Here is a 25,900-nt window from a genome sequence, read left to right as displayed (position 1 = left end):
CTACCAGTTGCTTAAATTCCGGCGTGTAGCGTTTGTTCGGTATTCCTTTTGGCATAATAAAACACCCCACTTGTTATCCAGTATACCATACTGTCTAACAAATGGGGTGCAGTTCACTGTCTGCCCTGGCGGCGGTTTTCCGGTTTATATGGATGTTCCGGTCTCTTTCAAGACATGGCGGCCCGCTTGTCTTATCGCTGTCAGACCATGTAGCCGTACTTGTCGGTCACAATCTCTTTGGACAGAGGCAGGTCAAAGGGAATCGACAGATAGGGCGTCTCACGGGAAGCGGTCTCGCCCTTCCACAGTTTGATGTAGAGTTTCCAGCGCTCGGCGGTCATGGATTTGGGATCGTTCTTGTCGTCGCGCTGCCAGTACTGTCCGCCCAGCAGATAGCTCTCCATCATTTCCTCCCAGTTCTGGAAAACCGCCTGGGCCTTTTTGCCTGCTTCCACGCCGATTTCCAGCACTTCCTCCATGCTGACGTATCCCACAAAATAGCAGCACTGGACGATAAAGGCCGCCCGGCCCATGTCCCAGCCCAGCAGGGCGTCCTCGCCGTACTTCCGATAGGCCATCATCATCTTGGGGAGAAAGCTGTCCTCATCGGCTTTGGGGTTCCGCTCCCGGGCCACCTGGATCAGCTGCTCCTCCGAGAAACCGGCGTAACGGATCTCCAGCCGCTGCATTTCCGCGCCATAGGCGGACCGCATTCCGGTATCCAGCAGGGACTGCATTTCCTCCATGGCCTGGTCATGGGTTTCAATCTCCCAGTAATCCCGCAGCATGTTCCGGATTCGCTCCACCCGCTCCGGGATGTTCTCACCGCCGGGGTAAATCATTCCCGCCATCCTGCGGAAACTGCCCTCGTTGGCGGCCAGGAGAATGGACCCCGCGGTATTCATCCACCGCAGGGTGGGCGACAGCGGATTGTCCACTTCAACCCGCTGTTCTCTGGGTTTGAAAAAGTAGTTGCCGACCACTATGATGATGAGGCCCACTCCTACGGTGACAAAACAGGCAATGAATCCAGCCATAAAGTATGTCTCTCCTTTCCTGTTTCCGGATTAATACGGGCTGCTGTGCTCACCGGCACGGACCAGAATGTCCCGCGCGCTGCGCAGAATATTGGTGTCCTGGATGATCTGCTGGCACTGTTCCTCCACCGTCAGGTCCAGCCGGGCGTCAAAGGGATTGCGCAGCTGGCTGCAGGTGACGTACAGTTCTTCTTCATTGAAGGCCAGGTAGACTTTCCCCTCCATGGCCTCCTGAAACGCGGTGATCTGTTCCAGTACCTGCGGGGTCAGGATGTAAAAGGCGTTGGTTTCATTCTCCGCAAACACCACAAAGTTCTCATTGAAAACGCTGTTTTCGGTGTGGATGTTCAGCGGGGCGGTGGTCCGCTTGATTTCCGACAAAGCCTTTTTGGAGAACACCTGCACAAAACCCTGGCTGCTCTTGCGGTCATCGAATCGGGAGAAAATCAGCACCTGCCCCTCAAACAGGATGTCCGGCAGAGAACGTCTGCCCTTGGGGCGCTGGCCGGTGGAGACGTTGCTGGTGCGGAACCGCACCCCCTCCAGCTCCCCGGTCAGTTCATCTGAGGAGGTAAAATACACCTTGTCGCCCTTGGGGATCAGGTTCATCCGTTCCATCTCCTCATAGGTGATGCCGCCCTGGGAGTTGTATTTCAGGCGGGAAAAGCCGGGAATCCGGCGGATGGTATCCAGCACATACTTGTTTTTGAAGCTGTAGTTGAACCGGTCATAGGCCTTTCTCCACACCAGAATGGAATAGAAAAGGTAAATGACGCAGGAGAGAATCGCCGCCATCATCAGCTCTCCCAACAGCACGAAAAACAGCCCCGTTGTGGTCGAGTCGCCCCACTGGAGCTCATCCAGATAACCGAGCACCCAGACCTTGTTGAGCAGAGCTATCGCCACAAACACCCCAAACGAACACGGGAGAATCCGCCGCATGATTTTGGTTTTCTTTTGGGCATCCTTGCGCAGCTTTTCCAGCTTGACGCCGCTGATGTTCTGTTCCACCCATTCCATGGTAAAAATTCCTCCTTTGATGCAGGGAGCCTGCGGTATTCATTTACTGCAACGTGAGCGGCAGCAGGTTATCGCGGTCCGCCTTCCGTTCCCTCGCCCCGGCGCTCTGGGAGCGCAGGCAAAGGATGAGGATACGCCAAAGCAGCATCTTCAAAACAGAGAGGATCCTGCCATTGGCCGCCGCCCGGTCTGCCTGCATCAGAACTTCACTTCAAACGTCTTTTTCTTCTCCTCCACCTCATAGAAGTCGGCTTTTTTCATGCCGTGGAGTTTGGCCACGATGAGGTAAGGGAACATCTCGATTCTCTGGTTATAGAGGGACACGTTGGCGTTGTAGAGCCGACGGGCGGCCTGCAGATGTTCCTCCGCGTCAAAGATATCCCGCTGGAAGTGCTCCACCGACCTTATCGAGAACAGGACCGGATACTGCTCGGCCAGGGCATTGATGGAGGAGCTGACGCCGCTCAGCCCCTGCTGCACCGAGGTGAGCAGGCCCAGCTTCTGGTTCAGGCTCATCTGCTGCGCCGACAGGCTGTCGCCGGAACTGACGCCGCCGTCCTCGTCAGGGCTATTCTGAACCCGGCGCTGTTCCATCTGCTTTTTGATCTCCTGCATTTGCAGCTGCTGTTCGTTGATGGTTTTCTGGATGGTCTGGGCGGCCTCTTTCGAGAGGCCCTTCTTTTCCTCAAAGGCTGCTTCTTCCAGCTCTTTCCCGGTGCGGACCGCGGTGATCCCGGTGTACACGTCATATTCATGCTGAAGGAATTTCTTGACCGCTTCCAGCTCCTCCGACAGCATATCGTACCGCTTTTCCAGCGCCACATCGATGCCGGAGCTTCCCTCCTGGACCTTGACCGAGAGCCGCCGCAGCCGGTTATACAGCGAAATGTACCAGGCAGCCAGCGCCACAACTACAGCCGCCACAATAATCAGGATTTGCATACTCATTCTCCTTTTCGATGATGTCTCATACCGCAGGTGAACCTGAATGCTCTTGCATATCACTCCGCCCGCGCAGGCAGCACACGCCGATTCGTCCAGCGCTCTGCGCCCGTTCAGGCTTTGAAATCCTCTCCTTCCTCTGGCAACTGCCGCCCCAAATGCCGCAGGTTGCCGGTTTCAGCCGGGGGAGTCCCGGCGCGTTTTCGCCGGGTTTTCCATCCGCCCGCCGCCCGGAGGACGCCGGGCCGGCGGAGCGGTTCAGGATGACGTATCTATTGTATCATTCCAAGGAACAAACAGGAAGTCCTTTTTGAAAGATCTTTGTACCTCTTTCCATACATCCGAAAGTCAAAAGGGCGTTTGAACAAGCTTTGTTGTCCAAAAGAACGATTTACAGCAAATTTTGTTTCTCAAAATAAACAAGGCAGAGGCTGCCCCACGGGCAAACCCCTGCCTTGCTTTCAGAAACGTTCGTTCCTGCGCACATTCCAGCCCGAGGGCGGGCGCAGAAACGACCTCATCCTTCCCTCTGCTCCACAATTTCCAGAGAATCTTCTCCCACGCGGCAGAGCAGAAACAACACCTTGACCCCGGCGGCCCGGGCTTCCGCCAGGGCCTGTCCAAATTCCGGATGGGTGGCTGTGTTGGGCCGCACCTCGGTGATTCCCTCCATCTGGATCACAAAAGCAATCCCGCAGCGATACCCTGCCCGCTGGGCCTGGGTCAGCTCCTGCAGATGTTTGACGCCCCGCTCGGTGGGGGCGTCCGGGAAATAACCGACCCCGTCCACCTCCAAAGTACAGCCTTTGACCTCCAGCAGATAGGTCTGGCCGGCCTTTTCCATGGCAAAATCAATGCGGGACCGGCCATAGGAAAACTCGGGGCGGATGACGTCAAAATCCTGGGTTTCCAGCCATTCCTTTACCACCCGATTGGGGGCCTGGCTGTCGATGTTGACCCAGCCAAGGCCCTCTTTGTAAACCGCCACAAGGTCGTATTTTGTTTTGCGGCTGGGATTGTCGGACACTTCCAGCCGCACCGGCGCACCTGGCACCAGCAATTCTCTGCACCGGCCGGTGTTTTTGACGTGCACCGTTTCTTCTCGGCCCTGGACCTCAACCCGGGCCACAAAGCGGTTGGGCCGGGAGAGAAAACGGCCCTCGATGATTCTCCCATATTTCACAGCGGTTTCCCTTTCTGCACGGTTCATCTCTTTGTTTGGTTGTGCAAACCGATTGTACCACGGCGCCGCATCAAAATCCACGGGTTTCACCCGGTTCACACAAAAGGCCGGCCAGGGATGTTCCTGCCCGGCCAGCCTCTTGCATGGGCCTTTTCACTCTACGCATCCTACCCGCACACAGGGCCGGCGCATCCACCGCCCATTCTCACACAAAACCCCTGACACCGCATGAACGCTTCACGATGTCAGGGGTACTTTTTTGTTACTGTATCACAAACCCGCCCGGTTTGCCGCCAAAACGCAGCGAACGGACCGATTTTTGTCCCGAAAGAGAGCTAGGCTCAGCTCTTTCTGCGCTTCATTTCGTGTTCTTCATAGTCTCTCAGAGAGGCCAGCGCCTTGGGGGCCAGCGGAACCAGGGCGATCATGTTGAACACCGTCATGAGGCCCACGCCCACGTCGCCCAGATCCCACACGAACTGATAGGCCGCCAGGCCGCCCACAAACAGCATCACCAGGGCCAGAATCTTGTACAGGGTCTGGGAGATCCAGTTGTCCCCGAACAGGTACGCCACATTGGACCGGGCATAGAACAGAATCCCCAGGAAGGTGGAGAAACTGAACAGCCACAGAATCACCGCAATGAAGATCACGCCGAACTCGCCCAGATGGTACCGCATGGCGGTCTGGAGCAGGTCCATGCCTTCCAGACCGGTGGTCAGGCTCTCAGGGGTCAGCAGCATCACCATGGCCGAGCAGCTGCAGATCACCAGAGTATCAATGAACACGCCCAGAGACTGCAGCAAGCCCTCTTTGGCCGGATGGCTGATATCGGCGGCCGCGGCGGCGCAGGGCGCCGAGCCGGAACCAGCCTCATTGGAGAACAGGCCTCTCTTGGCGCCGTTCATGATGACTGCGCCGATGCCGCCGCTGACGGCCTGGCGCAGGCCAAAGGCCTCGGCAAAAATCCGCTGGAACACCGCCGGCAGAAGCTGGGCGTTTTTCACGATGATGAAAATGGTGATGAAGAAGTAGCACGCAGCCATCACCGGGACAATCAGGTCCAGCACCTTGACGGTGGCGTTCTTCCGCAGCACCACAATGGCGGCCAGAATCACCAGCAGAATGGTGGTGTACAGCGGATCAATGTGGAACGCATTCTCAAACGCCGAGGAAATGGAGTTACTGGTCACCTGGCTGATTCCGCACCAGCAGATCAGGCCCGACAGGGCGAACAGGGACGCCACAATCGAGCGCTTCCGCTTGCTGCCCTCCCGGATGAACAGTTTGTGGAGGTAATACGCCGGGCCGCCTCGATAGCCGCCATAGAGGGGGTCTTTTTCCTTGTAAATCTGGGCCAGGGTGGCCTCGATGAAGGCCGTAGAGGACCCCAGAAGGGCGATCAGCCACATCCAGAACACGGCGCCGGCGCCGCCGGCCGAGATGGCCGCCACCACGCCCACCAGGTTTCCCATGCCCACCCGGCAGGCCGTTGAGACGATCAGGGCCTGCAGGCCCGAGATGCCGGCCTGTTCCTCTTTGCGGTGGCTCTCCAGGGTGACCTTCACCATCTCGGGAAAGAGCCGGAACGGGAGGAACCGGGTCCGAACGGTGAAATAAATTCCCGCCGGGATCAGAATCATCACCAACAGGGAAAGGCCGAGAGTGCTCCCTCCCGGCAGGGGAATCTGAACGATATCCCCCCACAGCAGATTGTACATTGTCTGTATCAGCGCCATAAGAAATTCAACCTCATTGTCTCCGCTGGCCCGCAGGCCATGGGTTTGCTCCGGGGCAGATGCCGGTCTGCTCCAGGCAGGCCCTTTCCCCTCTCCGACCGCTTAAAACCGGCTTGATTTTTGCGTTCATTTAGTGTAACATGAATGTATGATTTTGTGAAACGAATAGTTTTTATAAAATTATTTACTCAAATTTATAAGAGAGGTGCAGCAGATGGAACTGCGAACGGTACGAACCTTCCTGCGGGTAGCCGAACTGCAGAGCTTTTCCCGGGCGGCCCAGCAGCTGGGCTATTCCCAGGCGGCGGTGACGGTACAGATCAAGCAGCTGGAGCAGGAGCTGGGCACTCAGCTCTTTGAGCGGATCGGAAAGCGGATCAAGCTGACCGAAAACGGGGCGCGGTTCATCCCCCACGCCATGGAGCTCTTAAAGGTTGCCCAGAAAGCCCAGACGTTTATCAGCGACGACAGCAAGCCCTCGGGGCAGCTGCGGATCGGCACGGCCGAGTCTCTGTCCATCAGCGTTCTGCCCCAGATTCTGCTGGAATTTCACGCCCTGTGCCCGGCGGTGGAAACCAGCATCCACACCGGCCTGATCTCGGAGCTGTTCGACATGGTGCGCCAGAACGACGTGGATGTCCTGTTCTTTCTGGACAAGAAAACCGACTTCCCGGAGTGGGTCAAGGTGCTGGAACGGCCCGAGCCCATCGTGTTTGTGGCCTCCTGCGGTCATCCCCTGGCGGGCGAGCAAAACATCCCGCTGGAAAAGATCCTGACCCAGCCCCTGGCCCTCACCGAAAAAGGGGTCAGTTACCGCTACGATCTGGAACAGATTGTGGCCGCCCGAAACCTGGAAATGCATCCCTTTCTGGAGACCGGAAACACCGACATCATCGTCCATATGCTGCTGGAAAATGCGGGCATCTCCTTCCTGCCCCAGTATGCCGTCCAGAAGCATCTGGACGCCGGACGGCTCACCATTCTCTCAGTGGACAGCCCTCAGATTCAGATGTGGAGCCAGCTGGTCTATCACCGCAACAAGTGGATTACCCCGCAGATGCAGCAGTGGATCGACCTGATGCTCCAGAGAATTGGACCGGCGTCCGATTGTCCTGGCCCGCAAAACATGCTATAATCAATTTGCACCCAACGCAAAAAGCCGCAGGTGTACGCTCCCGTTCCGGTTCGCACACTCTGCGGCTTGTATTGTCTTCTCAGGTTCAGGCGGTGCCATTGCTGCTGGGCAGCGCGCGGCTGGACAACAGGCCGGACAGCTGTTCGTAATCCACCGCCAGGGTATAGGCGGTGTCCAGCCCCTCAAAGGCTCCGGCCGGGAAATCCACTTCCAGGTGGTCCGCATAGAAGATCACCCGTTCCGGGTCGATGGCGGCGGCCAGACGTTCCTGCACCGCGGGGTCATCCCCGGCTGCTGCGGCCAGCGCCAGGCGCACATTGGCTTCCGGCTGGGTGAACAGGGACCACAGTTCCAGCCGCTGGCCGCTGGCACGGTCAAAGGCGGCGGTATACCGCAGGGTCTGTCCCTGCGCCGGGTCCACAGCCTGGTCCACGGTGGTGGTAAAGTAAATCACCTGCTCACTGAAAGCGGTGGAGGCCACCCTCTGGCTCACCCGCCCCGCCTGGAAGTTGTCCTTTCCCTGTTCCTGATAGCGGGTATAGGCGGCCTGCAGCAGGGTGTTCAGGTCATATCGCCGGCCCGCCCCCTGATACCAGGCCGACACGGCGGACTGCACTTCCTGGCTGAGGATGCTGTAGCCGGCATCTCCTTCGGGGCCCGCCGCGTCATCCTCGGTCAGGATGGTGGTTCCATCCGACAATTCGTACAGCACCCACGACTCCCGCAGCCCGTTCTGGTAGCCGCGCCAGCGGTCGACGGCCTCTCCATCCGAAAAAGAGACCACGTCCTCCTGCTCCAGCTCCCAGATCTCTTCCTGCACCGTCGAACGCTGACAGCCGGTCAGCAGCACAAGCCCGCACAGGGCCAGAGATACCATTCGTTGTTTCATGGGGAGCGCTCCTTCTGTTCGTGTGAGTGGCAAAAAGTTTCTTTTTGCAGCGGACGGGTATATTTTACCATATCTTTCCCCGACAAACAAGAGAACAGCGGCATCCTGCACAGAATCGGCACGTTCTTACGTCTTTTCTCTTCCGGCCGACACCGGTCTGGAGACCCATTGCACCCATCCTTCCATCCATTTCAAAAAGGAGGTTGTTTCTATGAGCGCATCCAAATCCAATTCCCGGTGCCCGGGGCGTTTGGCCCTCCGGGTGCTCCTGGTTCTGTTCGTCATTGCAGCGGCGGTTCTGCTGGCCTTTGGCCTTCTGATCCGCAGCCGGTCCGCCGCACTGGCCAAGGGGGCTGCCTTTTCCTTTGACTATCAGGTGACTTCGACGGCGGCCGAGCCCTCCCTCACCTACTCCACCCTGGAATCCCTGGGCGGCCTCACCGGCACCCTCTCGGGCCAGAGCCACGGCAGCGACCTTTATCTAGCCTGGTGCGCCGCCGGCAAAGAAGAAGCCTTCACCGATCTCTATGTACAGAACGGCAAGGTCCTTCTGAACATCCGCCAGATTTACCGGACGTTCCTGTCCGGTCTGGCCGCAAAGTATCCGCTGATCGGTTCCCTGATCCCCGACTGGACTCTGGGCGACTACATCTCCCAGGACCAGCTGGCCCTGCTGCTGGGCACCGAGCCCACCGTCTCGGAAATGGAAGACTACTCGGTCAGCGCCTTCTCCCTGTTTTCCATGCAGCGGGTTCATCCCGACAACGCCATGGAAGGATATCTCTACTTCACCCCCAAGGAGTCCCAGGGGGGCGCGGTCATCACCATCGGCTTCCCGATCCAGAGCATCTGGGCCGAGTTTTTCCGCTGCCATGTGCTGGTGGATATCCCCAGCCAGGGCCTGCATCTGGAACTGACCGGCAAGGCTCTGCCCGGTGAATACGACATCCAGCTGCCCGCCTCGGTCATGAAGGACGAGGACATCAACGCCCTGGCCGAGCTCATCCAGGCCGTCCGCTCTCTGGCCGCCCTGGTGGCTGAAATGGCCGGCTGATTCTTTTCATCAAACAACAACGCGCCCCGCAGCGGCTTGAGAACCAATGCGGGGCGCATTGTTATGAACAGGGGGATAATGAATCAATCTTTCTTCACGGCGACCAGCACGCGGATTTTATTGCCTGCCGCGCAGCCCAGGCTGTCATACCAACCGATCAGGTGATAGTCCTGGGGGTTGACCTGGGAGAGGCTGGTGGTGAAATACTGGCCCTTGTACCACAGATAGACCTGCATATTGTCGGCGGTCTCGTAGCGGGTGTTCCCGCTCATGACCGACGCCGCGCCGATCTGATCAATCATGGTGGGCATCAGCTGAATCATGGATTTGACGGTGCCGGTGGGGCTCTTGCTGACCGCAATGCCGCCGGCCACCACCGGATATTTCACCGAGGTCTGCAGGGTGGTATTTTCCCCGTTGATATAGCAGACATAGTTGGCGCCGGTGCCCAGATAACCCAGAATATTGCTCAGGGCGCCGCTGGTGTTTTTGGAGGCCAGCTGCAGCGCATATGCTGCCACCTTGCCTGTGCTGCTGGTGAGGCTGTCCCACAGCGTGCTGGCGATGCTGCCGTCAATGATGCCGTACAGGATATCGCTGGTGCTGGGCAGAACCAGGTCGGCCACATCCGCCGCCACATTGCCGGTACTGGTGCTCCCGGTGGTGCCGGGAACCGTGGTGCTGGGCCGGCCCAGGGAGCTGTCCACCGTGCTGCCCACCGCGCTGGTCAGGTTGCGGACGTCGTCCAGGACACCGTAGGTCCACAGATCGCCGGTGGCGTTGTTCAGGATCATGCGGTCAATCTCGCCCTGGGCATTGGTGGTGTAGTAGCGGACATCACCGCCATTTAGGGTTACCCCCGATAGTCGGCTGGGGCTTATCGCCCCAGCCACACCCTCCGCCGTTGTGTCCAGAATCTCAACGCCGTTTGCCAGGGCCGTGCCGGAAAAGGCCGTGCCCGTCTCATTGAAGGTGCCGCTGATGGACTTGGTATCGATGGAGCGGACGTTCTCACCGTTTTCGTCCACCGTGATTTCCACCAGCATGCCAGCCGGGAAATTCAGGCTCTTGTCCACATTCACCGTCCGCACCACGCCGTCGGTGCAGGCCACCGCCACGCTCTGCAGCACGTCGGCGCCGTTGCCTTCCACCAGGCTGCGGGCGGAGTTCTGCACCACGCCGTAAAAGACCTCGTCGGCCTGGGTGCCGGTCAGCACCTGCACCACCTGGTTGTCCATGCCCAGCAGCAGGGTGACCACCTGGCCCACGCCGCCGCCATTCAGGGAGGAGAGAACCGAGGCAGCCGAGGAGGAGCCGATGGTGTATTCGGTGCCGGCCACCGTCACCGAGGTGGGCGCGCTGGCCGAGGGGGCCACGGCCGTGATGCGGCCCGCAGCCTTTTTGGAGTAGATCCAGACCGTCTTGGCGTTGGCGCTGTAGTAGTAGACGTCGTACGGGTTCAGCTCAGCCGAAGCAGTGGCGGTGTCATTGCGGTAGACCGCCGACGGGGTGAAGGGCAGCTGGGTGCCCTGGCCCGCCACAAAGGGGCCTTCCAGGCTGCCCAGCAGCACCGAGGAGACCGATACCTGGCCATCGGTGACCGAGAAGCCTAGGGTGGAACCGTAAACCTCACCGCTGCCGTTCTTGGCCGTCAGGGCGTTGTACAGAAGGACGGAGCCGTCCTCCAGATTCATCACCTGGCCGGGAGCACAGTTCAGATCGGTGCGCAGGCCCAATTCATTGGCCTTGTTCAGCTGGGCGGTGGGGAATGTGCCGCTGAGGGTGGTGACGTCATAGCCCAGCAGGTTGAGGGCAGCGGCACAGGCCTCCTCCAGAGTGATCTGGTTGTCGGGCCGGAAGCTGCCGTCGGTATAGCCGCTCATCCAGCCCTGCTGGACGGCGATGCGGATGTAAGGGGCCAGGGGTGCATCCCCGCTCACATCGGTGAACAGGGTGCCGGCCGTCCCCTGGGAGGCGGCGCTCTCCCGATAGGGCGAGAAAGCCACCAGCAGCCGGGCCAGCTGGCCGCGGGTCAGGGCTGCATTCAGGCCGGCGGTCTGCTCGGAGGTCAGGCCTCCCAGCATCACCGCCGTCTGGACCGCCGTATTGGCACTGGTGGCCGAAGCAGGCATAACCAGCATGGCGCAGGCGATGCAGACGGCCAGCAAAAGTGCAAGAAACCGTTTTTTCATCTCGTGTATTCCTCCCTCTTTAATCATAGCGCAGAGCCTCAATGGGGTTGAGCCGCGCCGCGCGCTTGGCCGGCAGATAGCCGAACAGAACGCCGATGCCCACCGAAATCCCAAAGGCCACCATCACCGAACCCATGGAGGGCTGGATGGTCATGCCTGCATTGGTCATGGTCAGCACCTGGTTGACGCCCGCCGAGATGAGATATCCCAGCAGGATGCCCACCACGCCGCCCAGCGCCGAGGTGGTGGCGGCTTCGGTGACAAACAAACCCAGAATCGAGCGCTCCTTGGCGCCCAGAGCCTTGCGGATGCCGATTTCACGGGTGCGCTCCGCCACCGACACCATCATGATGTTCATGATGCCGATGCCGCCCACCAGCAGAGAGATGGCGGCAATGGCCGTCAGAACCATGACCACCATATTGATCATGGAGCCCAGGGTGGCCAGCATCTCGCTCAGACTGGTGACGTAAAAGCCGCTGTCCGAGTTGAGCAGCTTTTTCAGGCCTGCTTCCAGGACGGCTTTGCCCTCCGACACCTGGCTCTCATTGACGGTGGTGACGCCGTACGCCGACACCACGCTGTTGCGGTTGAGGCGCAGGGCTGTGGTGTAGGGCACATAAATGGTGTCGTCGTTGCTGCCCTCCTGCAGGTTGGGGTCTTCCACCTGGGATTTCAGGACGCCCACAATGGTGAACTGGTCGTCCCCCACCTTGATGGTCTGGCCGATGGCGTTGCCGCCATAGGCCACGCGGTCCACATAGGAGCCCACCACGCAGATTTTCTTGTAGTCGGCGCAGTCCACATACTGGAGCAGCCGCCCTTTTTCAATGGCGGTGCCGGTCATTCCAAAGTACACTTCGCTGATGCCCGAGACACTGGTCCGGCTATAGGTCTTGGTGCCCACCTTGACGGTGCCGGTCATGCTGACAATGGGCGAAATGCCCGAGTAGAGGTCGGGGCGGCTCTCCACGATGGCGTAGACATCGTCCACGTCCACGGTGCGGGCGCCGCGGCCCATGACGCTGACCTGCAGCAGGTTCATGCCCATGGAGGACACGCTCTCCCGCATACTCAGGGTCAGGCCGTTGCCCAGACCCACAATCACCATGACGGCCATGACGCCGATGATGATGCCCAGCATGGTCAGGAAGGTGCGGAACTTATTGCTCCAGATGTTTTTCAGGGCCTGACGGAAGGTTTCATAGATCATACGCTGCCCTCCTGTTCCGTTTCTTCCTCTTCCTGGGGGATATAGTTGGGCTGGACCACTGCCTCCGGTGCATGGGAATCGCCGTCATAGACGATCCGGCCGTCCTCCAGGCGGATGATCCGCTCGGCCTGCACCGCAATGGAGTTGTCGTGGGTAATGAGGACTACAGTGTTCCCCTGCTTGTGCAGTTTCTGGAGGATGCCCAGCACTTCCCGGCCGGTGTGGCTGTCCAGAGCGCCGGTGGGCTCGTCGGCCAGAATCACCGCCGGCCGGCCCACCAGGGCCCGGGCAATGGAGGCGCGCTGCTGCTGGCCGCCGGACAGCTGGCTGGGCTTATTGTCCAGCTTGTTGCCCAGACCCACCTGTTCCAGCGCTTCCCTGGCCCGCTGGTGCTGTTCGCTGCGGGAAAGCCCCGCGTACACCAGCGGGAGCTCCACGTTTTCCAGCAGGCTCAGCTTGGGAAGAAGGTTGTACTGCTGGAAGATAAAGCCCAGCAGCTCGTTGCGGATTTCGGCCAGCTCGTTTTTGTCCATGCTGCCCACGTCCCGGCCGTTCAGCTTGTAGGTGCCGGAAGTGGGAACGTCCAGGCAGCCGATAATGTTCATACAGGTGGACTTGCCCGAGCCGGACTGGCCCACGATGGCCACAAATTCGCCCTTTTCAATTTTCATCGAGATGTGGTCGGCGGCCTTAACCACCGTATCGCCCATCTGGTAGTACTTGCAGACCGAGTCAAACTCAATCAGCGCACTCATACCGGACCACCTCCCGGGCCGGCAACCATGACCGCCATGTCGTCACCCATGCCGCCCGCTGCTACAGCCGAGGCATCATAGGCGACGGTGTCGCCGGCCTGCAGGCCGCTGGTCACTGCAATGTAGTCATTGTCGCTGACGCCGGTTTCCACCTTGACGTAGACATAGCCCTCGGGGGCGGTCATCTCGCTGACGGCGTTGGACGCGCTGGGCGAGTCTGCCGTCACCAGGACGTAGTTGCCCCGCACCACGGCGGCATTGGGGATGGACAGAGCGTTCTGGACGCTGGCCACCACAATTTCAGCGGTGGCGTTCATGCCGGGCAGCAGCTCGCCGAAGTTCTCAATGCGGATGGTGACGGGATAAGTGGTGGTACCGGCGGTGGTGGTGCCGGCCGAGGAAACGTTGGTCACCACGCCTTCAAAGGTCTTGTTCTGGACGGCGTCGGCGGTGATGGACACCGACTGCCCTTCCTTGATGGAGAGGATCTGCAGTTCGTCCACGTTCAGGGTCAGCTCCAGATAGCTCAGGTCGTGGATGATGCACATGGGGCTGGTGGTGGTGGAGCTGTCGCTGCCCACCGTCTCGCCGGCCTGGATATTCTTCTGGATGATGGTACCGCTGATGGGGGCGGTGATGGTGTAGTTGTCCATGGTGTTCTGGGCGTCATCCAGCGACAGCTCCGCGCTGCGGAGGTTGTCGGAGGCGGTCTCCACCTGGCGGGTCAGGCTGTCGCTGGTGAGCTGCAGAATGGCGTCGCCGCTGTTCACCCGGGCATTCTCCTGAACGCAGAGGGCTGCGACGGTGCCGGAAGCCGAAGCGGTCAGGGTCTGCTCCTTCTGGTAGGCAAACCGGGCGGAGCCCAGAGCGCCCACGCCGTTCACCGAGGCGGTGGCGGCCTGGGCAGAAGTCAAGCTGCCGTTGTTGGGCACTGCAATCACCACGGTGCGGACCAGCAGGCTGCCGGTACTCAGGGTATCCGAGCCGGACACCGAACGGATGGAGCCGGTGACCGTCTCATAGGTGCCGTCCAGGGTGACCTGAGCGGTCTGGCCCGCGCTGAATCCGGCGGCGTCCGCAGCCGGGAAATTCAGGGTCAGCAGGACGGTGGAGTCGTCGCGGATCACCGCCACCTCCTGCCCGGCCGAGACGGCGTCGCCGGGGGCAGCTTTCACCGACACCACGGTGCCGCCAATATCGGTGCGGACATACTGGGCGTTGACGGCGTCCTCATAGTTGCGCTGGGCCTGATTCAGGGACAGCTGGGCCCGCTCCACGCTGTTGGCCGCATCGGAGCTGTCGATGGTGTACAGGATATCCCCTGCCTGGACCACGTCCCCTTCCTCAAAGTCGGAGGTCAGCACTTTGCCCCGCACCAGGGCCTTGACCTCATAGGTATTGGCCGCCGTAATGGTGCCGGAATCGCTGAACACATTGGTGATGCTGCGCTGTTCCGGCGCCACCTCGATGTAAGAAATGTTGGCCGCAGTCTTGCTGGCGCTGTTCCTGGGCAGGAAAAGGGCTCCCGCCACAGCCACCACGCAGACGCCTGCGGCGATCTTTTTCCAGTTGCGCTTCAGAAAAGGCTTAGCGCCCTTTGCCGCGCCTGCGGTCCCCGGGCTGAGCGAAACGCTCTGGCCGTCCTTGTCCTCCTGTTGTTTTTTCTTTTTAAACACGGTATTATTCCTCCTTTTCATTTACCAACAGCATAGCATGTTCATCTTGAGGCAATCTTGATTCAACCTTGAATTTACCTTGAGATTTCATGATTTCCTGCCTTGGCAGATGCTGCCAGCCCTCTGATTATACACCACAAAAAAGTTGAAATTGTGAGAACGCTACCGTTTTTTCGTCTTTTGGACGGATTTTTTTACGATTCATAAGCTGAGCCGTGTTTGCACAAGGATTTCCCGGGAAAAGTAAACCGGCCGATCTCCCCTCAAGGGACGCAATTCAGGTTCTCCATGCACACGCCCCTGCAGTCCTTCAAAAGCAGCTGGCGGGTTTCCGAGCCGGCAAGGCAAAGGTTGCGGAGGGTCACCTGTTCCAGCTCATAGCCCGGCACATCAAAGCCTGCCAGCTCCACCGGAGCGCAGGTTTTTATGCTGCCGTCGCCGTCCACATCCCGATAGAGGCCGGTAAGGGTCAGGTCCTCAAAGAGGTAATCCCGGAACACCGGCGGATGGGGACCGGGGACGCCGTCGTCGTTGTACCCCACCTGGCAGACCAGCACCCGGGGCAGGCGGCAGCGCCGTACCGACAAGCCCTGCACGCCGCCGCCCCGCTTTTTGGTTCCCTTGACCATAACGCCGAACTGGGAGTCCTCCAGGTCGCAGTCCCAGATCCGGACATCCTCAATCCCGCCGCTGATCTCGCTGCCAATGCAGATGCCATGGCCAAAGCTGCTGCGGCAGTCAAACACCCGAATCCCCCGGGTGGGACGGTTGATGCGGTTTCCCTCGGGGTTTTTGCCCGACTTGATGGCCACCGAATCGTCCTGGGTGTAGAAGGTGCAGCCAAAGAGGGTGCAGTCCTCGCTGGAATCCGGGTCCCAGCCGTCGCCGTTCCAGATGCCCTTGGAGCGGAAGGTGCAGTGATCGGTGACAATGTCCCGGCTGTAAACCATGTGGACATTCCAGCTGGGGCCGTCGGCCAGGGTCAGCCCCGAAATCCGCACATGGGCACAGTTGCTCAGGTTGATGAGCCGACCCCGGACCCGGCCGGGGATGGTGTTCTCATTTTCGCAGGTCTTGACTAGGTCCTGCATGGCGGCCAGCTCCTCTTTCATCCTCTCCCGCTCCGAGGCAATGGTCCCCCAGGCCAGATCGTACCCGCCGCCGCAGATGGTACCCTCACCCCAGATGCGGACATCCTCGCAGTTGGGCCCGGCGGTATGATCCAGCGTGCCGAAGTTCAGCAGGCTGGCATAGCACATCATTTCGGTACCCTCAAAGCGGCTCAGGATGCGGGGTTCATAATCCTCCGGCCGGGAAGAGCCCTGCAGGACGGCGTCCTTGTCCAGCCAGATTTCCAGATGGCTGTGGCCAAACAGGGCGCCGGTGCGATAGACGCCTGCCGGGAAATAGACATATTCCTCCGGGCCGCAGGCGTCCAGAACCCGCTGCAGGGCGGCGGTGTTGTCGGTTTTGCCGTCCCCTACCGCGCCCCAGGGCTCTGCCGTCACATCCAGAGGCCGCTTTTCTCCCTCTGTCACAACCTGGATGCTCCCCACCGGGCGCACCTCGACGGCATAGCAGGTGCGGGGCGTCAGGCCCTGGAGGGTGAAATGGGTTTTATCGGTGCTTCCGCAGGGCACGCCGTCCAACAAGATTTCATACCGCTCGGACGGCTGGACCGGAAGGTCCCAGTACAAGGTCATGCGGTCGGGCCCGGTCAGGGCATAAAGATTCGCCATAAAAGCGCTCCTTTCCTTACGTTACAGTCCGCCTTCCGCAGCAATTGCAGAGGGCTGTATACAACAGATTCAGTATAGCATAGTTTGGCAGGCTTCGCCATAGGACCGGCCCGCCGGGGCATCAAAAAAGCAGGGGGCTTTCGCCCCCTGCTGGAGTTTCTATGGTTACCACTTGCCGTTCTTGATGCGGCCGCCCACCAAAATCAGGAGGAACAGCACCGCCACCAGCAGAACCGTCAGCCAAACCGGGCAGAACACCCACACCCAGGACCAGGCAATCAGGTCCAGACATTTCAGCACAATAAAAACCAGTGTCAGCGTTGCGATGAATCCCATATGGACGTCCTCCATTCCCCTGTTCGGCGTTTCTTTTGGCTTTATGATAGCAGATTTTCCCGCGCCGCGCAAGGGATGAGGACGCGGTCACCGGGCCGCCAGCTGAGCCGTCAGTTCCTCACAGAGGGCCTGGGTGGAGGCGGTGTCGGGGCCATTCAGAACAATGGTCTCCCCATGGACGCTGAGCACTACGCTGTCCTTACAGGAGGCGTAGGTATAGCGGGTGTAATTGCCATAGGCGTCGTTGGAGAAAGAGCCCATCAGCATCCGGAAGTTTCCAAAGCCGTAGGTGCGCACCCCTGCGCTGGGGGCGGTGTCTCCCGGCTGATAGGTCACCGACTCGATGGAGTCATAATTCACGGTGAGATCGGACCAGTATCCGGTCTCCACGGTAAAGGAGGTGTCCCCAAAGTTCACTTTCAGGCTGCCCGCAAACAGAACCCAGCCGACAAAGGCCACCACCGCCACCAGAATCACCAGCCCGATGACTTTTTGCCGGGGGCTGGACTGGATCCGAACGGCAGTACCTGCCTGGAGCTGTTTCCGGTAATAGAGATAGGAATAGACGCAGGGCACTATGGCCGCCGTCACAATGGCGGCCGTAAACACCACCGCCATCGCCGCAGAGGGCAGCAGAGCCGCTATCATGCAGGCCAGGCCTGCCGCCACCCACACCTTGCCGCCAAAGCGATGGGTGACGTTCCAGTTTTCTTCATTTTCCAGGGTCCACTTGACCCGGATTCCGATGGTGGCATTCTGGCGGAACTTGGGCATATAGTTGCCGATCAGCAAAAACAGCAGGCCAAACCCCAGGTTCATCACAATAATCATGAAATCTGCGCCATTATACCCGCGCTGGAGGCCTGCCACCACCGCCCCCGACAACAGCGAAATCACCGGCAGCAGCCAGAAAACCAGTCCTATTGCTTTTTTGCTCTGGCCCTCCCGGTTGCGACGGTCGGCAAACACCAGCAGCAGGCACAGCCAATGGGCTGCCAGAAAAATCACTGCCTCCCATGCCATCCGCCAGCCCAGCAGGCCGGGCAGCAGAATCACCAGAGACGAAACAAACAGTTTTCCTTTATTCTCCGCGATCATCTTTTTCATGGCCGGACTCCCCTTTCAAATCCGTAATCCAGAGCATGACCTCCTCCAGCACCGAGGCGTTCAGCTCATAATAGATATACTTTCCTTCCCGCTGGTCGCGGATCAGGTCCGCGTCCTTGAGCACCGACAGGTGCCGCGAAATGGACGCCGCCGTCACCGGGAAATGATCGGCTATCTCTCCGGCCGAAAGCCGTCCGCCTTTCAGCAGGTTCAGGATCTCCCGCCGGATTGGGTCCGCCAGCGCCTTCAATGTATGCTGCAAGCTCAAAGCTCATTCCTCCCTTTCCGTCTCATTACGATTAACAATTAACTTAATCGTTAATTATAGGATAGCACAAAGCCCATCCCCTGTCAAGGTCGCTGGAGTACACTGCACCGGGCAGCTTCCTGCCGCCGGAAAGGCTACATTTATAAGGGTATCCATGCCGGGAGATGTGTCCATTGATCGTGTATCTATCCCCCGTTCCAAAAAGAAATCCGCCGTTCCCTGCCCAAGGGCAAAGAATCAGCGGATTGTTTTGCGGGATTGGCTTCAGGAACCGGCCGCGGCCTCACACAAGCACGTCAAAACCACCGGGCTGCTTCATCCCGGAAGTGCGGCGCGGGCCCGTTCTGGTAGGGGTCGTAGGTATCGCAGTTGCACCCGAACTCCTTCAAAGACTGAATTTGACCGGCGGCGTTCCACACCACCAGGGTGACGCCGTCAAAGGCTTCCACCCGCCCGTCCTGCATCTGGTTCCGGAAATACCACTCTACCATGGTCTGGCTGTCTTTGTGGAAGAACTGCCGGATCTCCCATTCCAGCACCGTGCCCCGGGTGTTCCATTCCTGAAACCAATGCAGAATCGCTTCGCAGCCATGGTACTGCGGCCCCCAGCTCTCGGTATAGACTGCGTCCGGGGCAAACAGTTCCCGGATGCCCAGGTCCTGCTGCCGCAGCCACATCGAAAACCAGAGACGAATCTTTTCTTCACGCTTTGCTGTGTCCATATTGGGGTCTCCTGTTTTGTAATCGATTGAAACAGTTCTCTTTCAAACGGAGCTGTCTTCGCCGTCGGATTCGTCCGGCTTTTCCAGCATCTTTTCGAGGTGTTCTGCCGCCGAGGCATCCTGGAGCGTGGCACATTCTCCATAGCGGGCTTTGAGATAGAGTTGGCGCAGCTGCTGTTCGGCATCCGGGCGCAGGAACGGCGTCCGACCCAAGCGTTCCAAACTGGTTTCCGACGGGCGCCGGGCAACGCCATGGCGGGCCTGCTGCTCCAAATACCGGCTGTAGGCGCGGCGGACCCGGGCATTGGGACTGAGAAAAAAGGAGGGCCATCTCCGGCGCGTTCTGCGGGAAACCTGCTGGGTTTCGGCCTCGCCCACCCCGGTCAGAGGGTTTTTGTTCTTTTGGACCAAACGGCGGAACAGCAGGATACAGCCGATTCCCAGCAGGACCAGGCCCACAGCCGTCAACAGCCATGTGCCGTCCAGCAGCGACTCCCCCGACAGGTTGAAATTACTGCTGTGAAGGGCGCTGTCCGCGGCGCTTCCCAGCGCAGCCGGGTCCTGATTTCCGCTTCTGGCTGCAATCCAGTACAAAATTGCTGTGATGGCAGGCAGAAGCAGATGTTCTGCTGCCCACGCCGCAATAGAAAGCGGGACCGTCAGAACAGGAACCACCAGTCCAAAATACACTGCGCCCACAGCGGTTTGTATGGCGTTCATGACCGCAGAACGGCTGAGCAGAAAGCTCAACGCTCCCACACCCAACAACAGGCCGGCATTTCCCAGCAGATAGTCCAGGCTTTGATACACGGCAGGCGCTTGCCGCAGCACCCGCATCAGAAAAATCTGCAGGGAAACGGCCCAAATAGCCAGAGGCAGCGAAACCTCCAGCATCACCCTGCCATTCCAGGCCAGACCAAGGAGGAGGGCAAAGACAGGGTAAGCCTTGCAGAACATGAGAAAAACATCCGCCTGCCGGTCCGCCGAAAGGAGGTATTCACCCCGCCAGACAAGATATAAGGGATAGAAAACCGCAGGAAGGTAGGCCGCACGGTCCACCCAATCCGGCACCAGCAGCACTCCCAGCAGGGCAACCACCACACAGCCCGTCCGCAAGATGGGACGGCTCAAGAAGCAGGCGGATATCCCATAGCAGACAGCCGGTAAGAGCAGAAGCAGCGGCGCAGGCTGACCGCCGAGGCAGGCCGCAAAGAAGGAGGCAAAGGAGCCATAGGTCAGCAGGTCGGCCATCATCCGCAATCCATGGAGAAATACCGTGATCATTCTGCATCCTCCTTTCCAGCTGCCTGTTCCGGCCTGAGAATCAAAAGGCTGCGGCCTGGCGCCAGGCGCAGGCAGGGCCGCACTGTTTCTTCCGGCTCGGTGGTGATCACGATACAGCTGTCCTGGCTGCCGGGGCCGAAATATTCCGCGCAGAACCGTTCACAGGATTCCGCAGGCTGGCCCATGGCCCGGCCCAGAATTTCCAGGGCCCGGCGGAAATGTTCCGGCCCGTAGCCGCGGCCGGTTTCCAGAGGCTTGTTCCACTGGCTGCCTGCCACAAGAGCCCCGCTGACAAGGACATCAAAGGTGGAATTGACCGCCATCCGGTAGATGATCGCCTTTTCCTCCAGGGTCCGGCAGACCGTCCGCGCCATGGAATAACATTCCTCCACCATGGGCATTTGATCTTCCGACGGGGCATCGGCGTGCACCAGCACCGTCACCCGCGGCTCAGTGGTGGAGTCGTATTGTTTGCTGATGAGCCCCATGCCGCGGGCGCTCTGCTTCCAGGAAATGGCACGCATAGGGTCCTGGCTGACATAGGGGCGGTATCCCGCCGTCAGGATGGGGTCTTGATACAAAAACCGGTTGACTGACAGCTCTCCCAAAAAGCCGCCCAGCGTCTCATCCAGCGCCTGGGAATCCCCTTCCCGGGGCGGAACAACCAGTTCCTGTAAACCGGTCACCCGGCGGCTGATTTCGGTCATGCCCAGAAAGTCCCCGCTGCTCAGGTACAGAGGTTCCAGCAGATAGCGGCCTCGCCGGGAGAGCTGTACCTCTACCTGAAAGGAAACTTCCTGATGCGGTTTGAGCCAGGTGACATACCGGACGGTATGGCCGCTGCTCAAAAGGTCTTTTTGAATGAAATCGCCGTTGACGCCTTCAAATTCGGAGCCCAGATGGAGCTTTACCGCAACCAAAGGCCGCGGCCAGCCCTTTTGGTTGCGCAGAGTCAGGCACAAGCGGGCGGGCTGCCCCGGTTCGGCCAGCAGATCCTCCGGCATCATGGAGGCTTCCAGTCCATCCAGAGTATGGTTTCTGGCATAAGTTTGGAGAGCCAGCGCCAGCACCACCAGGAGCAGCACAAACACCAGGAACGTCACAGTTTTTCCAGCGGCACCGGGATACTTTGCAGCAGCTGCTGCATCCGGTGGGCCGCCGCCTCCGTGTTCATTCCGCCGCCCAGGGTCAAGCGGTGGCACAGCACCGCCGGCGCCAGTTCTTTGACGTCCTCCGGAATGACATACTCCCTGCCCCGCACTGCCGCCAGCGCCTGGGACGCCTTATACAAAGCCATGGCGCCCCGGGTGGAAACGCCGCCGGCAAAGCTGCTGCGGGTGCGGGTGGCTTCCACAATATCCATCAGGTAGTTTTTCACATCATCGCTCACCTTCACCTCGCCGCAGGCCGACCGCACCCGGGCGGTCTGTTCCGGCGTCACCAGAGTTTCCAGGCTTTCCAGAATGGCCTGGGTCGAAGGCCGGGCAATGACTTCCAGTTCCTGTTCCCGCTGCATATAGCCCAGGGACAGCCGCATGAAAAACCGGTCCATCTGGGCATCCGGCAGCGGAAAGGTGCCAAAAGATTCCTGGGGGTTCTGGGTGGCAAGCACCATAAAAGGCTCTTCCAGTTTGGTGGTAACACCATCCACTGTGATCTGCCGCTCTTCCATGGCTTCCAGCAGGGCCGACTGGGTTCGCGGCGTGGCGCGGTTCAGCTCATCCGCCAAGACAAAATGGCTGAACAGCGGCCCCGGCCGGAACTCAAATTCCCCGGTTTTCTGATTATAAAAATTAATGCCGGTCAGGTCCGAAGGGAGCAGATCGGGCGTGAACTGCACCCGTCTGCAGTCCCCGCCCACCGTCCGGGCAAAAGCCCGCAGCAGCATGGTCTTGCCGGTGCCGGGCTTATCCTCCAGCAGCACATGGCCGGAGCACAGGAAACAGACCAGAATTTTCTCAATCACATCTTCCTTGCCCAAAATTACTTTGGAGCAGTTGGACAAAATCTTTTGAGCGTATTCCCTACACATCGACGTCTCCACAGACATCCTCCTTTTCCCTCCATAACAGACTCTCAAGATAACCCAAAACGCAAAGGGACACCCGATGATTCACCCGGCATCCCTTTGTGTTTGTTATGATGCGGCGGGCCGGGCCTTTTTACTGCCTCTCCGTACCGCTTGTCTCAGCGCACCACCCACTTGCCAAAGAGGGTCTTGCGGTAGCGCAGCAGCTCCTCTTTCGCGTCGGCGCGGTCGCCGGCCTTCTGCAGCAGGGCCACGCCCTTTTTGATGTCCGCCGGAACACCCAGGCCCCGGGCGTAGATATAGCCCAGCATATAATTGGCCTCTTTGTTTTCCCAGGTCATTTCTTCCAGATAGGTGCGGGCGCGGGCATAGTCCTGCTGGGCGCCCAGGCCATAGAAGCAGCACTTGCCAAGATAGAACACGCCCCAGCGGTTGTCCTGATTGTAGGCCCAGCTCAGCAGCTGGAAGGCCTTGGCATAGTCCTGGGGAACGCCCTTGCCGTTGAAGTACATTGCGCCCAGGCGGTTGTGGCTGCCGATGGAATACCCATCCAGGTTCAGTGTGGTCTCATAGCACTGGGCTGCCTTGGCGTAATCCTGGGGTACGGCCTCGCCCTCTTCATAGAGGCAGCCAATCTGGTACAGTGCCCGCATTTCGCCTCCGGCGACCGCCTCCTGATACCAGTGGAGGGCCTCCTGCTTCTGGCCGGCATCGTTCAGCTCGTTGCCCCAATAGAACTGGTGGATGGGGTGGCCCATTTCCGCGCCGATGCGATACAGGCCCTTGGCCTTCTCGGGCTGCGGCGGGATCAGACCCTCCTCGCCTGCCTCATAGAAATGATGCAGGTTGTCGCCCGCGGCATAGACGCCATTCTTATAGGCCTTGATGAACCAATCCTCGCACTTGGGGATGTTCTCCACCACGTAATCGCGGAAGGCTCCCATGTCGGGGAAGGCGTCGGGACCCTTGTTTTCGATCCGGATGTAATCGCCCCAGAAATACACGTTGCCGATCACAAACTGGCAGAAGGGCTCGCCTCCTTTGGCCTTTTCCAAAACCACATTGAAGGCCTCCTGCAGGCTGGCAAAGGGCATCTTCTTTTCCAGCGAGGGGGTCATATCTCCGGTGCGCAGGCAGATCAGAGCCGCCAGGGCGCTGCCCTCTTCCACACCTTTGTGGTACAGCAGAGTGGCCTTTTCGTCATCCTCCGGGAAACCATGGCCCTGCCACACATACTGGGGGCCGCACAGGCACCGGGCCAAAATGCAGCTGGCATCGCCATCTCCGGCGGCAGAAGCCTGCTGCAGAAGCTGCAGGCCCTCCCAGCCTTTTCCCTGCCGCTCCTGGTAGTAGATGTACTGGAGCGCCGTCTCCACTGCGTCACTGAAAAACTTGCCCATTTTTGATTCCTCCATTACTGATTTTCTACTTCTTTGGTGATATCTTCCCACTGGCTCCAATCCGGCCGGAACTGCCCACGGGCAAAGTCCATCAGCCAGGCGGCCGCCTTCCGCGGGGTGGTCTTGATTTTGAACAGGCGCAACGTGTCCGGGTCTGCGCGGGTCACCAGAACGGTGCAGCGCCCGTCATCGGCATTCCCCGCCACCAGCCGCATCCAGAGCCACCCGCCGGGCAGGGTCAAATCCACCTGCTGGTAGCTGCCGTCCACCATGCCGTCTGCCGCCACCTGGACGTCCTCCAGGGTGAAGTTTTCGTGGTTCTGGCTGACGCCGCGGCGGGAGACCAGGGACAGTTTGGGCGGCCGAAGTTCCTGCGGGTTCTCCTGCTGCTCCATCCTCAGCTGAACCCGGGTCCAGCCTGTTGTATCCGGCATCTTTCCGCCCAGCCAGGCCGCAAGGACTTTTTCTGCTTCCTCCGGGTTCACCATGCCATGCAGGCCATTTTCCGGCTGGCCGCCCTGCTGCGCCGGGGCTTCCACCAGCAGCATCCGGACTTTGCCTTCAAGCGCCGTACCGGCCGAGCACAAAAGCTCCATGTACGCGCCCTTCTCCCCCTGGATGGGGCGGGACGGCGTCAGGAAAAAGGTTTCTTCCGGGGACTGCAGGCACTCCTCCAGCATCTGGGAAAGAACTTCCATCGACAAACGGGATGTAACTGTACCGTCCGCCCGGGTGAGGACCATATTCTGGGGCGGCTGCGATTCCGTGCGGGGCTGGCTGGCTTTCCGCCGGCCATCCCGCAGGCGGAAGTCCTGCAGCACCTTTTGCCACTCCTCATCCTCCATGAAATTGTACCTGTCGAACTCACTGTAGGGCACGATCAGAGCGTCGGGCGCCCGCAGCTGGATGCAGTCCACCAGGGGCTGCAGTTCCCGGTAATCCTTCAATGTAGTGGACTGGACCTGATGCCGGTCATCCATAATCCACAGCTCCACGATTCGGCTGGTCTGGACGCGGCCGCCTGCATGGCGGTGCACAATCTCATCCCGCGGGAACACCGCCCGGATGCAGGGAATATAAGAGGCCTGCTCTCCCAAAACCCATTCCTTGCCCACAGCCACTTTGTCGAACCATTTGCCGTTTTCCTGGATATCCTTGTCCACCATGGCGAACATTTCCCGGGCGCTGGGCGCCTCCTCAGGGTACGGCATCTGGGACCGGATGGACTGGGCCAGCGTGCTCTTCTCGGGGCAAAAGACATCCCGCAGGGATGTATAGCCCACGTAAATGGCCAGAGCCAGCGAGCCAAGCCCTACCACCGCGCCACCGGCCATCATCGCATATTCTTCCCATGTGCGCTCATCAGTCAGCAGGCCCGCGACAAACACCGCTCCGCCGCACAGAGCCACCAGGAGAAATACCAGCGACATCCACAGTTTGGAAATTTGCCTTCGGGTCTGCTGAACGCAAAAGCCTTCCTCCGGCACATCGGGCCGGTGCTTTTTGTTCCACCGCATAATCAGGTAGATGAACGGAATGGCAAAGATCCTCAAAACAACCACCAAAAGGACGTAGAGCACCCAGTCCCAGGGCCATTTGAGGTAAAATTGTCTTTTCGATTCCATGATGACCGCTCCTTTTCATTTGCCATGGAAGCCTACAGCGTACAGGCCGGTTTCACCCGGCCCGTTCATCCACACCCATTTCTCTTTTTTATCCTCTCCTGTCCGTTCCACGTTCCGGCCATCTGTGACAATTGTTTAAACTTGTTTGCTAAAACGCCATTCTTTTTTGTCAAGAATACCCTAAAATCATGTATTTTTCAAGGGCATTGCGGCAAACAGATGCTTTTCCTGCACAAAATAAAGTTGGCATTTCGGGCTGGTTCCGACAGGAGCAATTGTCTCTTTCGCTGTGAAAATGGAACATTTTTACGCTGTGCAGCGGTTTCCTGTCGGGCAAAAGTATCTTCGGTACGGTCAAGGTCTGTGCTGCCTGTTCCATGTCTGCATTCCTCATCAAAGAAGTCCAAACAAAAAAGCACCTGACTCATTCCGAATCGTGAACAGGTCCGTAAAAAGTAGACAATAGACAAAAAACCTCCCCGTGTAGGATAATAGAACTACACGAGGAGGTTTTGCTATGCCCAGAAAATACACGAAAATAAATCAATATGAGAA

The 25,900-nt window shown here is 59.2% G+C and carries 23 protein-coding genes; 2 read left to right on the top strand and 21 right to left on the bottom strand.

The features are described from left to right. Positions 1–200 precede the first annotated feature (200 nt). The 5 genes from B5G28_RS10915 to B5G28_RS10895 all read right to left on the bottom strand — a co-directional run bounded on the left by B5G28_RS10915 (position 201) and on the right by B5G28_RS10895 (position 5,921). Entirely contained in the window at positions 201–1,037 is an 837-nt protein-coding gene (locus tag B5G28_RS10915) for a DUF1266 domain-containing protein (protein WP_087248720.1), read from the bottom strand. Positions 1,038–1,067: 30 nt separating this feature from the next. Then, positions 1,068–2,057: a DUF3137 domain-containing protein gene (locus tag B5G28_RS10910; protein ID WP_087248718.1), complete on the bottom strand. Its 990-nt coding sequence runs from the start codon at positions 2,055–2,057 to the stop codon at positions 1,068–1,070. A gap of 198 nt (positions 2,058–2,255) precedes the next feature. Further along, on the bottom strand, positions 2,256–3,005 hold the full coding sequence (locus B5G28_RS10905) for a LemA family protein (protein ID WP_242967587.1): 750 nt from the start codon (positions 3,003–3,005) through the stop codon (positions 2,256–2,258). Positions 3,006–3,516: 511 nt separating this feature from the next. Continuing rightward, on the bottom strand, positions 3,517–4,182 hold the full coding sequence (sfsA, locus tag B5G28_RS10900; protein WP_087248714.1) for a DNA/RNA nuclease SfsA: 666 nt from the start codon (positions 4,180–4,182) through the stop codon (positions 3,517–3,519). Positions 4,183–4,523: 341 nt separating this feature from the next. Beyond that, positions 4,524–5,921 (bottom strand): alanine/glycine:cation symporter family protein, encoded by a 1,398-nt coding sequence (locus B5G28_RS10895; protein WP_087248712.1) that lies wholly within the window; start codon positions 5,919–5,921, stop codon positions 4,524–4,526. 214 nt (positions 5,922–6,135) lie between these two features. On the opposite strand from B5G28_RS10895, the gene B5G28_RS10890 reads away from it, so the two are divergent. After that, entirely contained in the window at positions 6,136–7,056 is a 921-nt protein-coding gene (locus B5G28_RS10890; protein WP_087248710.1) for a LysR family transcriptional regulator, read from the top strand. Between the two features lie 85 nt (positions 7,057–7,141). Here B5G28_RS10890 and B5G28_RS10885 read toward each other — a convergent pair whose 3' ends face one another. Then, the gene (locus tag B5G28_RS10885; protein ID WP_144265523.1) at positions 7,142–7,945 is read right to left on the bottom strand and encodes a hypothetical protein; all 804 of its coding nucleotides are present in this window, start codon (positions 7,943–7,945) and stop codon (positions 7,142–7,144) included. A 211-nt stretch (positions 7,946–8,156) separates the two neighbouring features. Here B5G28_RS10885 and B5G28_RS10880 point away from each other — a divergent pair, with 211 nt between their 5' ends. Then, the gene (locus B5G28_RS10880) at positions 8,157–8,999 is read left to right on the top strand and encodes a hypothetical protein (protein WP_087248706.1); all 843 of its coding nucleotides are present in this window, start codon (positions 8,157–8,159) and stop codon (positions 8,997–8,999) included. Between the two features lie 83 nt (positions 9,000–9,082). Here the strand turns inward: B5G28_RS10880 and B5G28_RS10875 are convergent, their stop codons facing one another. From B5G28_RS10875 to B5G28_RS14500, 15 genes are all read right to left on the bottom strand, one after another. Beyond that, positions 9,083–11,191 (bottom strand): S-layer homology domain-containing protein, encoded by a 2,109-nt coding sequence (locus tag B5G28_RS10875; RefSeq protein WP_087248704.1) that lies wholly within the window; start codon positions 11,189–11,191, stop codon positions 9,083–9,085. A gap of 19 nt (positions 11,192–11,210) precedes the next feature. After that, positions 11,211–12,404, bottom strand: a complete 1,194-nt coding sequence (locus B5G28_RS10870; protein WP_087248702.1) for an ABC transporter permease — start codon at positions 12,402–12,404, stop codon at positions 11,211–11,213. Further along, positions 12,401–13,159 (bottom strand): ABC transporter ATP-binding protein, encoded by a 759-nt coding sequence (locus B5G28_RS10865; RefSeq protein WP_087248700.1) that lies wholly within the window; start codon positions 13,157–13,159, stop codon positions 12,401–12,403. The genes B5G28_RS10870 and B5G28_RS10865 overlap by 4 nt, the downstream gene beginning before the upstream one ends. After that, the gene (locus B5G28_RS10860; RefSeq protein ID WP_087248698.1) at positions 13,156–14,835 is read right to left on the bottom strand and encodes an efflux RND transporter periplasmic adaptor subunit; all 1,680 of its coding nucleotides are present in this window, start codon (positions 14,833–14,835) and stop codon (positions 13,156–13,158) included. Before B5G28_RS10860 ends, B5G28_RS10865 begins: the two co-directional genes overlap by 4 nt. A 263-nt stretch (positions 14,836–15,098) precedes the next feature. After that, entirely contained in the window at positions 15,099–16,574 is a 1,476-nt protein-coding gene (locus tag B5G28_RS10855) for a glycoside hydrolase family 28 protein (protein ID WP_087248696.1), read from the bottom strand. 165 nt (positions 16,575–16,739) lie between these two features. After that, entirely contained in the window at positions 16,740–16,910 is a 171-nt protein-coding gene (locus B5G28_RS10850; RefSeq protein ID WP_204228847.1) for a hypothetical protein, read from the bottom strand. An 87-nt stretch (positions 16,911–16,997) separates the two neighbouring features. Beyond that, the gene (locus tag B5G28_RS10845; protein WP_087248692.1) at positions 16,998–18,017 is read right to left on the bottom strand and encodes an SdpI family protein; all 1,020 of its coding nucleotides are present in this window, start codon (positions 18,015–18,017) and stop codon (positions 16,998–17,000) included. Then, positions 17,992–18,285, bottom strand: a complete 294-nt coding sequence (locus B5G28_RS10840; RefSeq protein WP_087248690.1) for an autorepressor SdpR family transcription factor — start codon at positions 18,283–18,285, stop codon at positions 17,992–17,994. Before B5G28_RS10840 ends, B5G28_RS10845 begins: the two co-directional genes overlap by 26 nt. A gap of 296 nt (positions 18,286–18,581) precedes the next feature. Next, positions 18,582–19,007: a nuclear transport factor 2 family protein gene (locus tag B5G28_RS10835; protein ID WP_087248688.1), complete on the bottom strand. Its 426-nt coding sequence runs from the start codon at positions 19,005–19,007 to the stop codon at positions 18,582–18,584. 42 nt (positions 19,008–19,049) lie between these two features. Then, positions 19,050–20,291: a DUF4129 domain-containing protein gene (locus B5G28_RS10830; protein ID WP_087248686.1), complete on the bottom strand. Its 1,242-nt coding sequence runs from the start codon at positions 20,289–20,291 to the stop codon at positions 19,050–19,052. After that, the gene (locus B5G28_RS10825) at positions 20,288–21,394 is read right to left on the bottom strand and encodes a DUF58 domain-containing protein (protein WP_087248684.1); all 1,107 of its coding nucleotides are present in this window, start codon (positions 21,392–21,394) and stop codon (positions 20,288–20,290) included. The genes B5G28_RS10830 and B5G28_RS10825 overlap by 4 nt, the downstream gene beginning before the upstream one ends. After that, positions 21,391–22,335, bottom strand: a complete 945-nt coding sequence (locus tag B5G28_RS10820) for a MoxR family ATPase (RefSeq protein WP_242967585.1) — start codon at positions 22,333–22,335, stop codon at positions 21,391–21,393. Before B5G28_RS10820 ends, B5G28_RS10825 begins: the two co-directional genes overlap by 4 nt. A 143-nt stretch (positions 22,336–22,478) precedes the next feature. Beyond that, a complete protein-coding gene (locus tag B5G28_RS10815; RefSeq protein ID WP_158099622.1) occupies positions 22,479–23,720 on the bottom strand; it encodes an SEL1-like repeat protein in 1,242 nt (413 codons plus the stop codon). 14 nt (positions 23,721–23,734) lie between these two features. Next, positions 23,735–25,345 (bottom strand): hypothetical protein, encoded by a 1,611-nt coding sequence (locus tag B5G28_RS10810; RefSeq protein ID WP_087248678.1) that lies wholly within the window; start codon positions 25,343–25,345, stop codon positions 23,735–23,737. Between the two features lie 169 nt (positions 25,346–25,514). Then, positions 25,515–25,724, bottom strand: coding sequence for a hypothetical protein (locus B5G28_RS14500; protein WP_144265521.1), 210 nt, complete (start codon positions 25,722–25,724; stop codon positions 25,515–25,517). Positions 25,725–25,900: the final 176 nt, after the last annotated feature.

It is taken from the genome of Faecalibacterium sp. An77 (assembly GCF_002161315.1).
Classification (GTDB): domain Bacteria; phylum Bacillota; class Clostridia; order Oscillospirales; family Ruminococcaceae; genus Faecalibacterium.
Note: the sequence above shows the minus strand (reverse complement) of the source record. Positions and strands in the feature narration are given on the sequence as shown.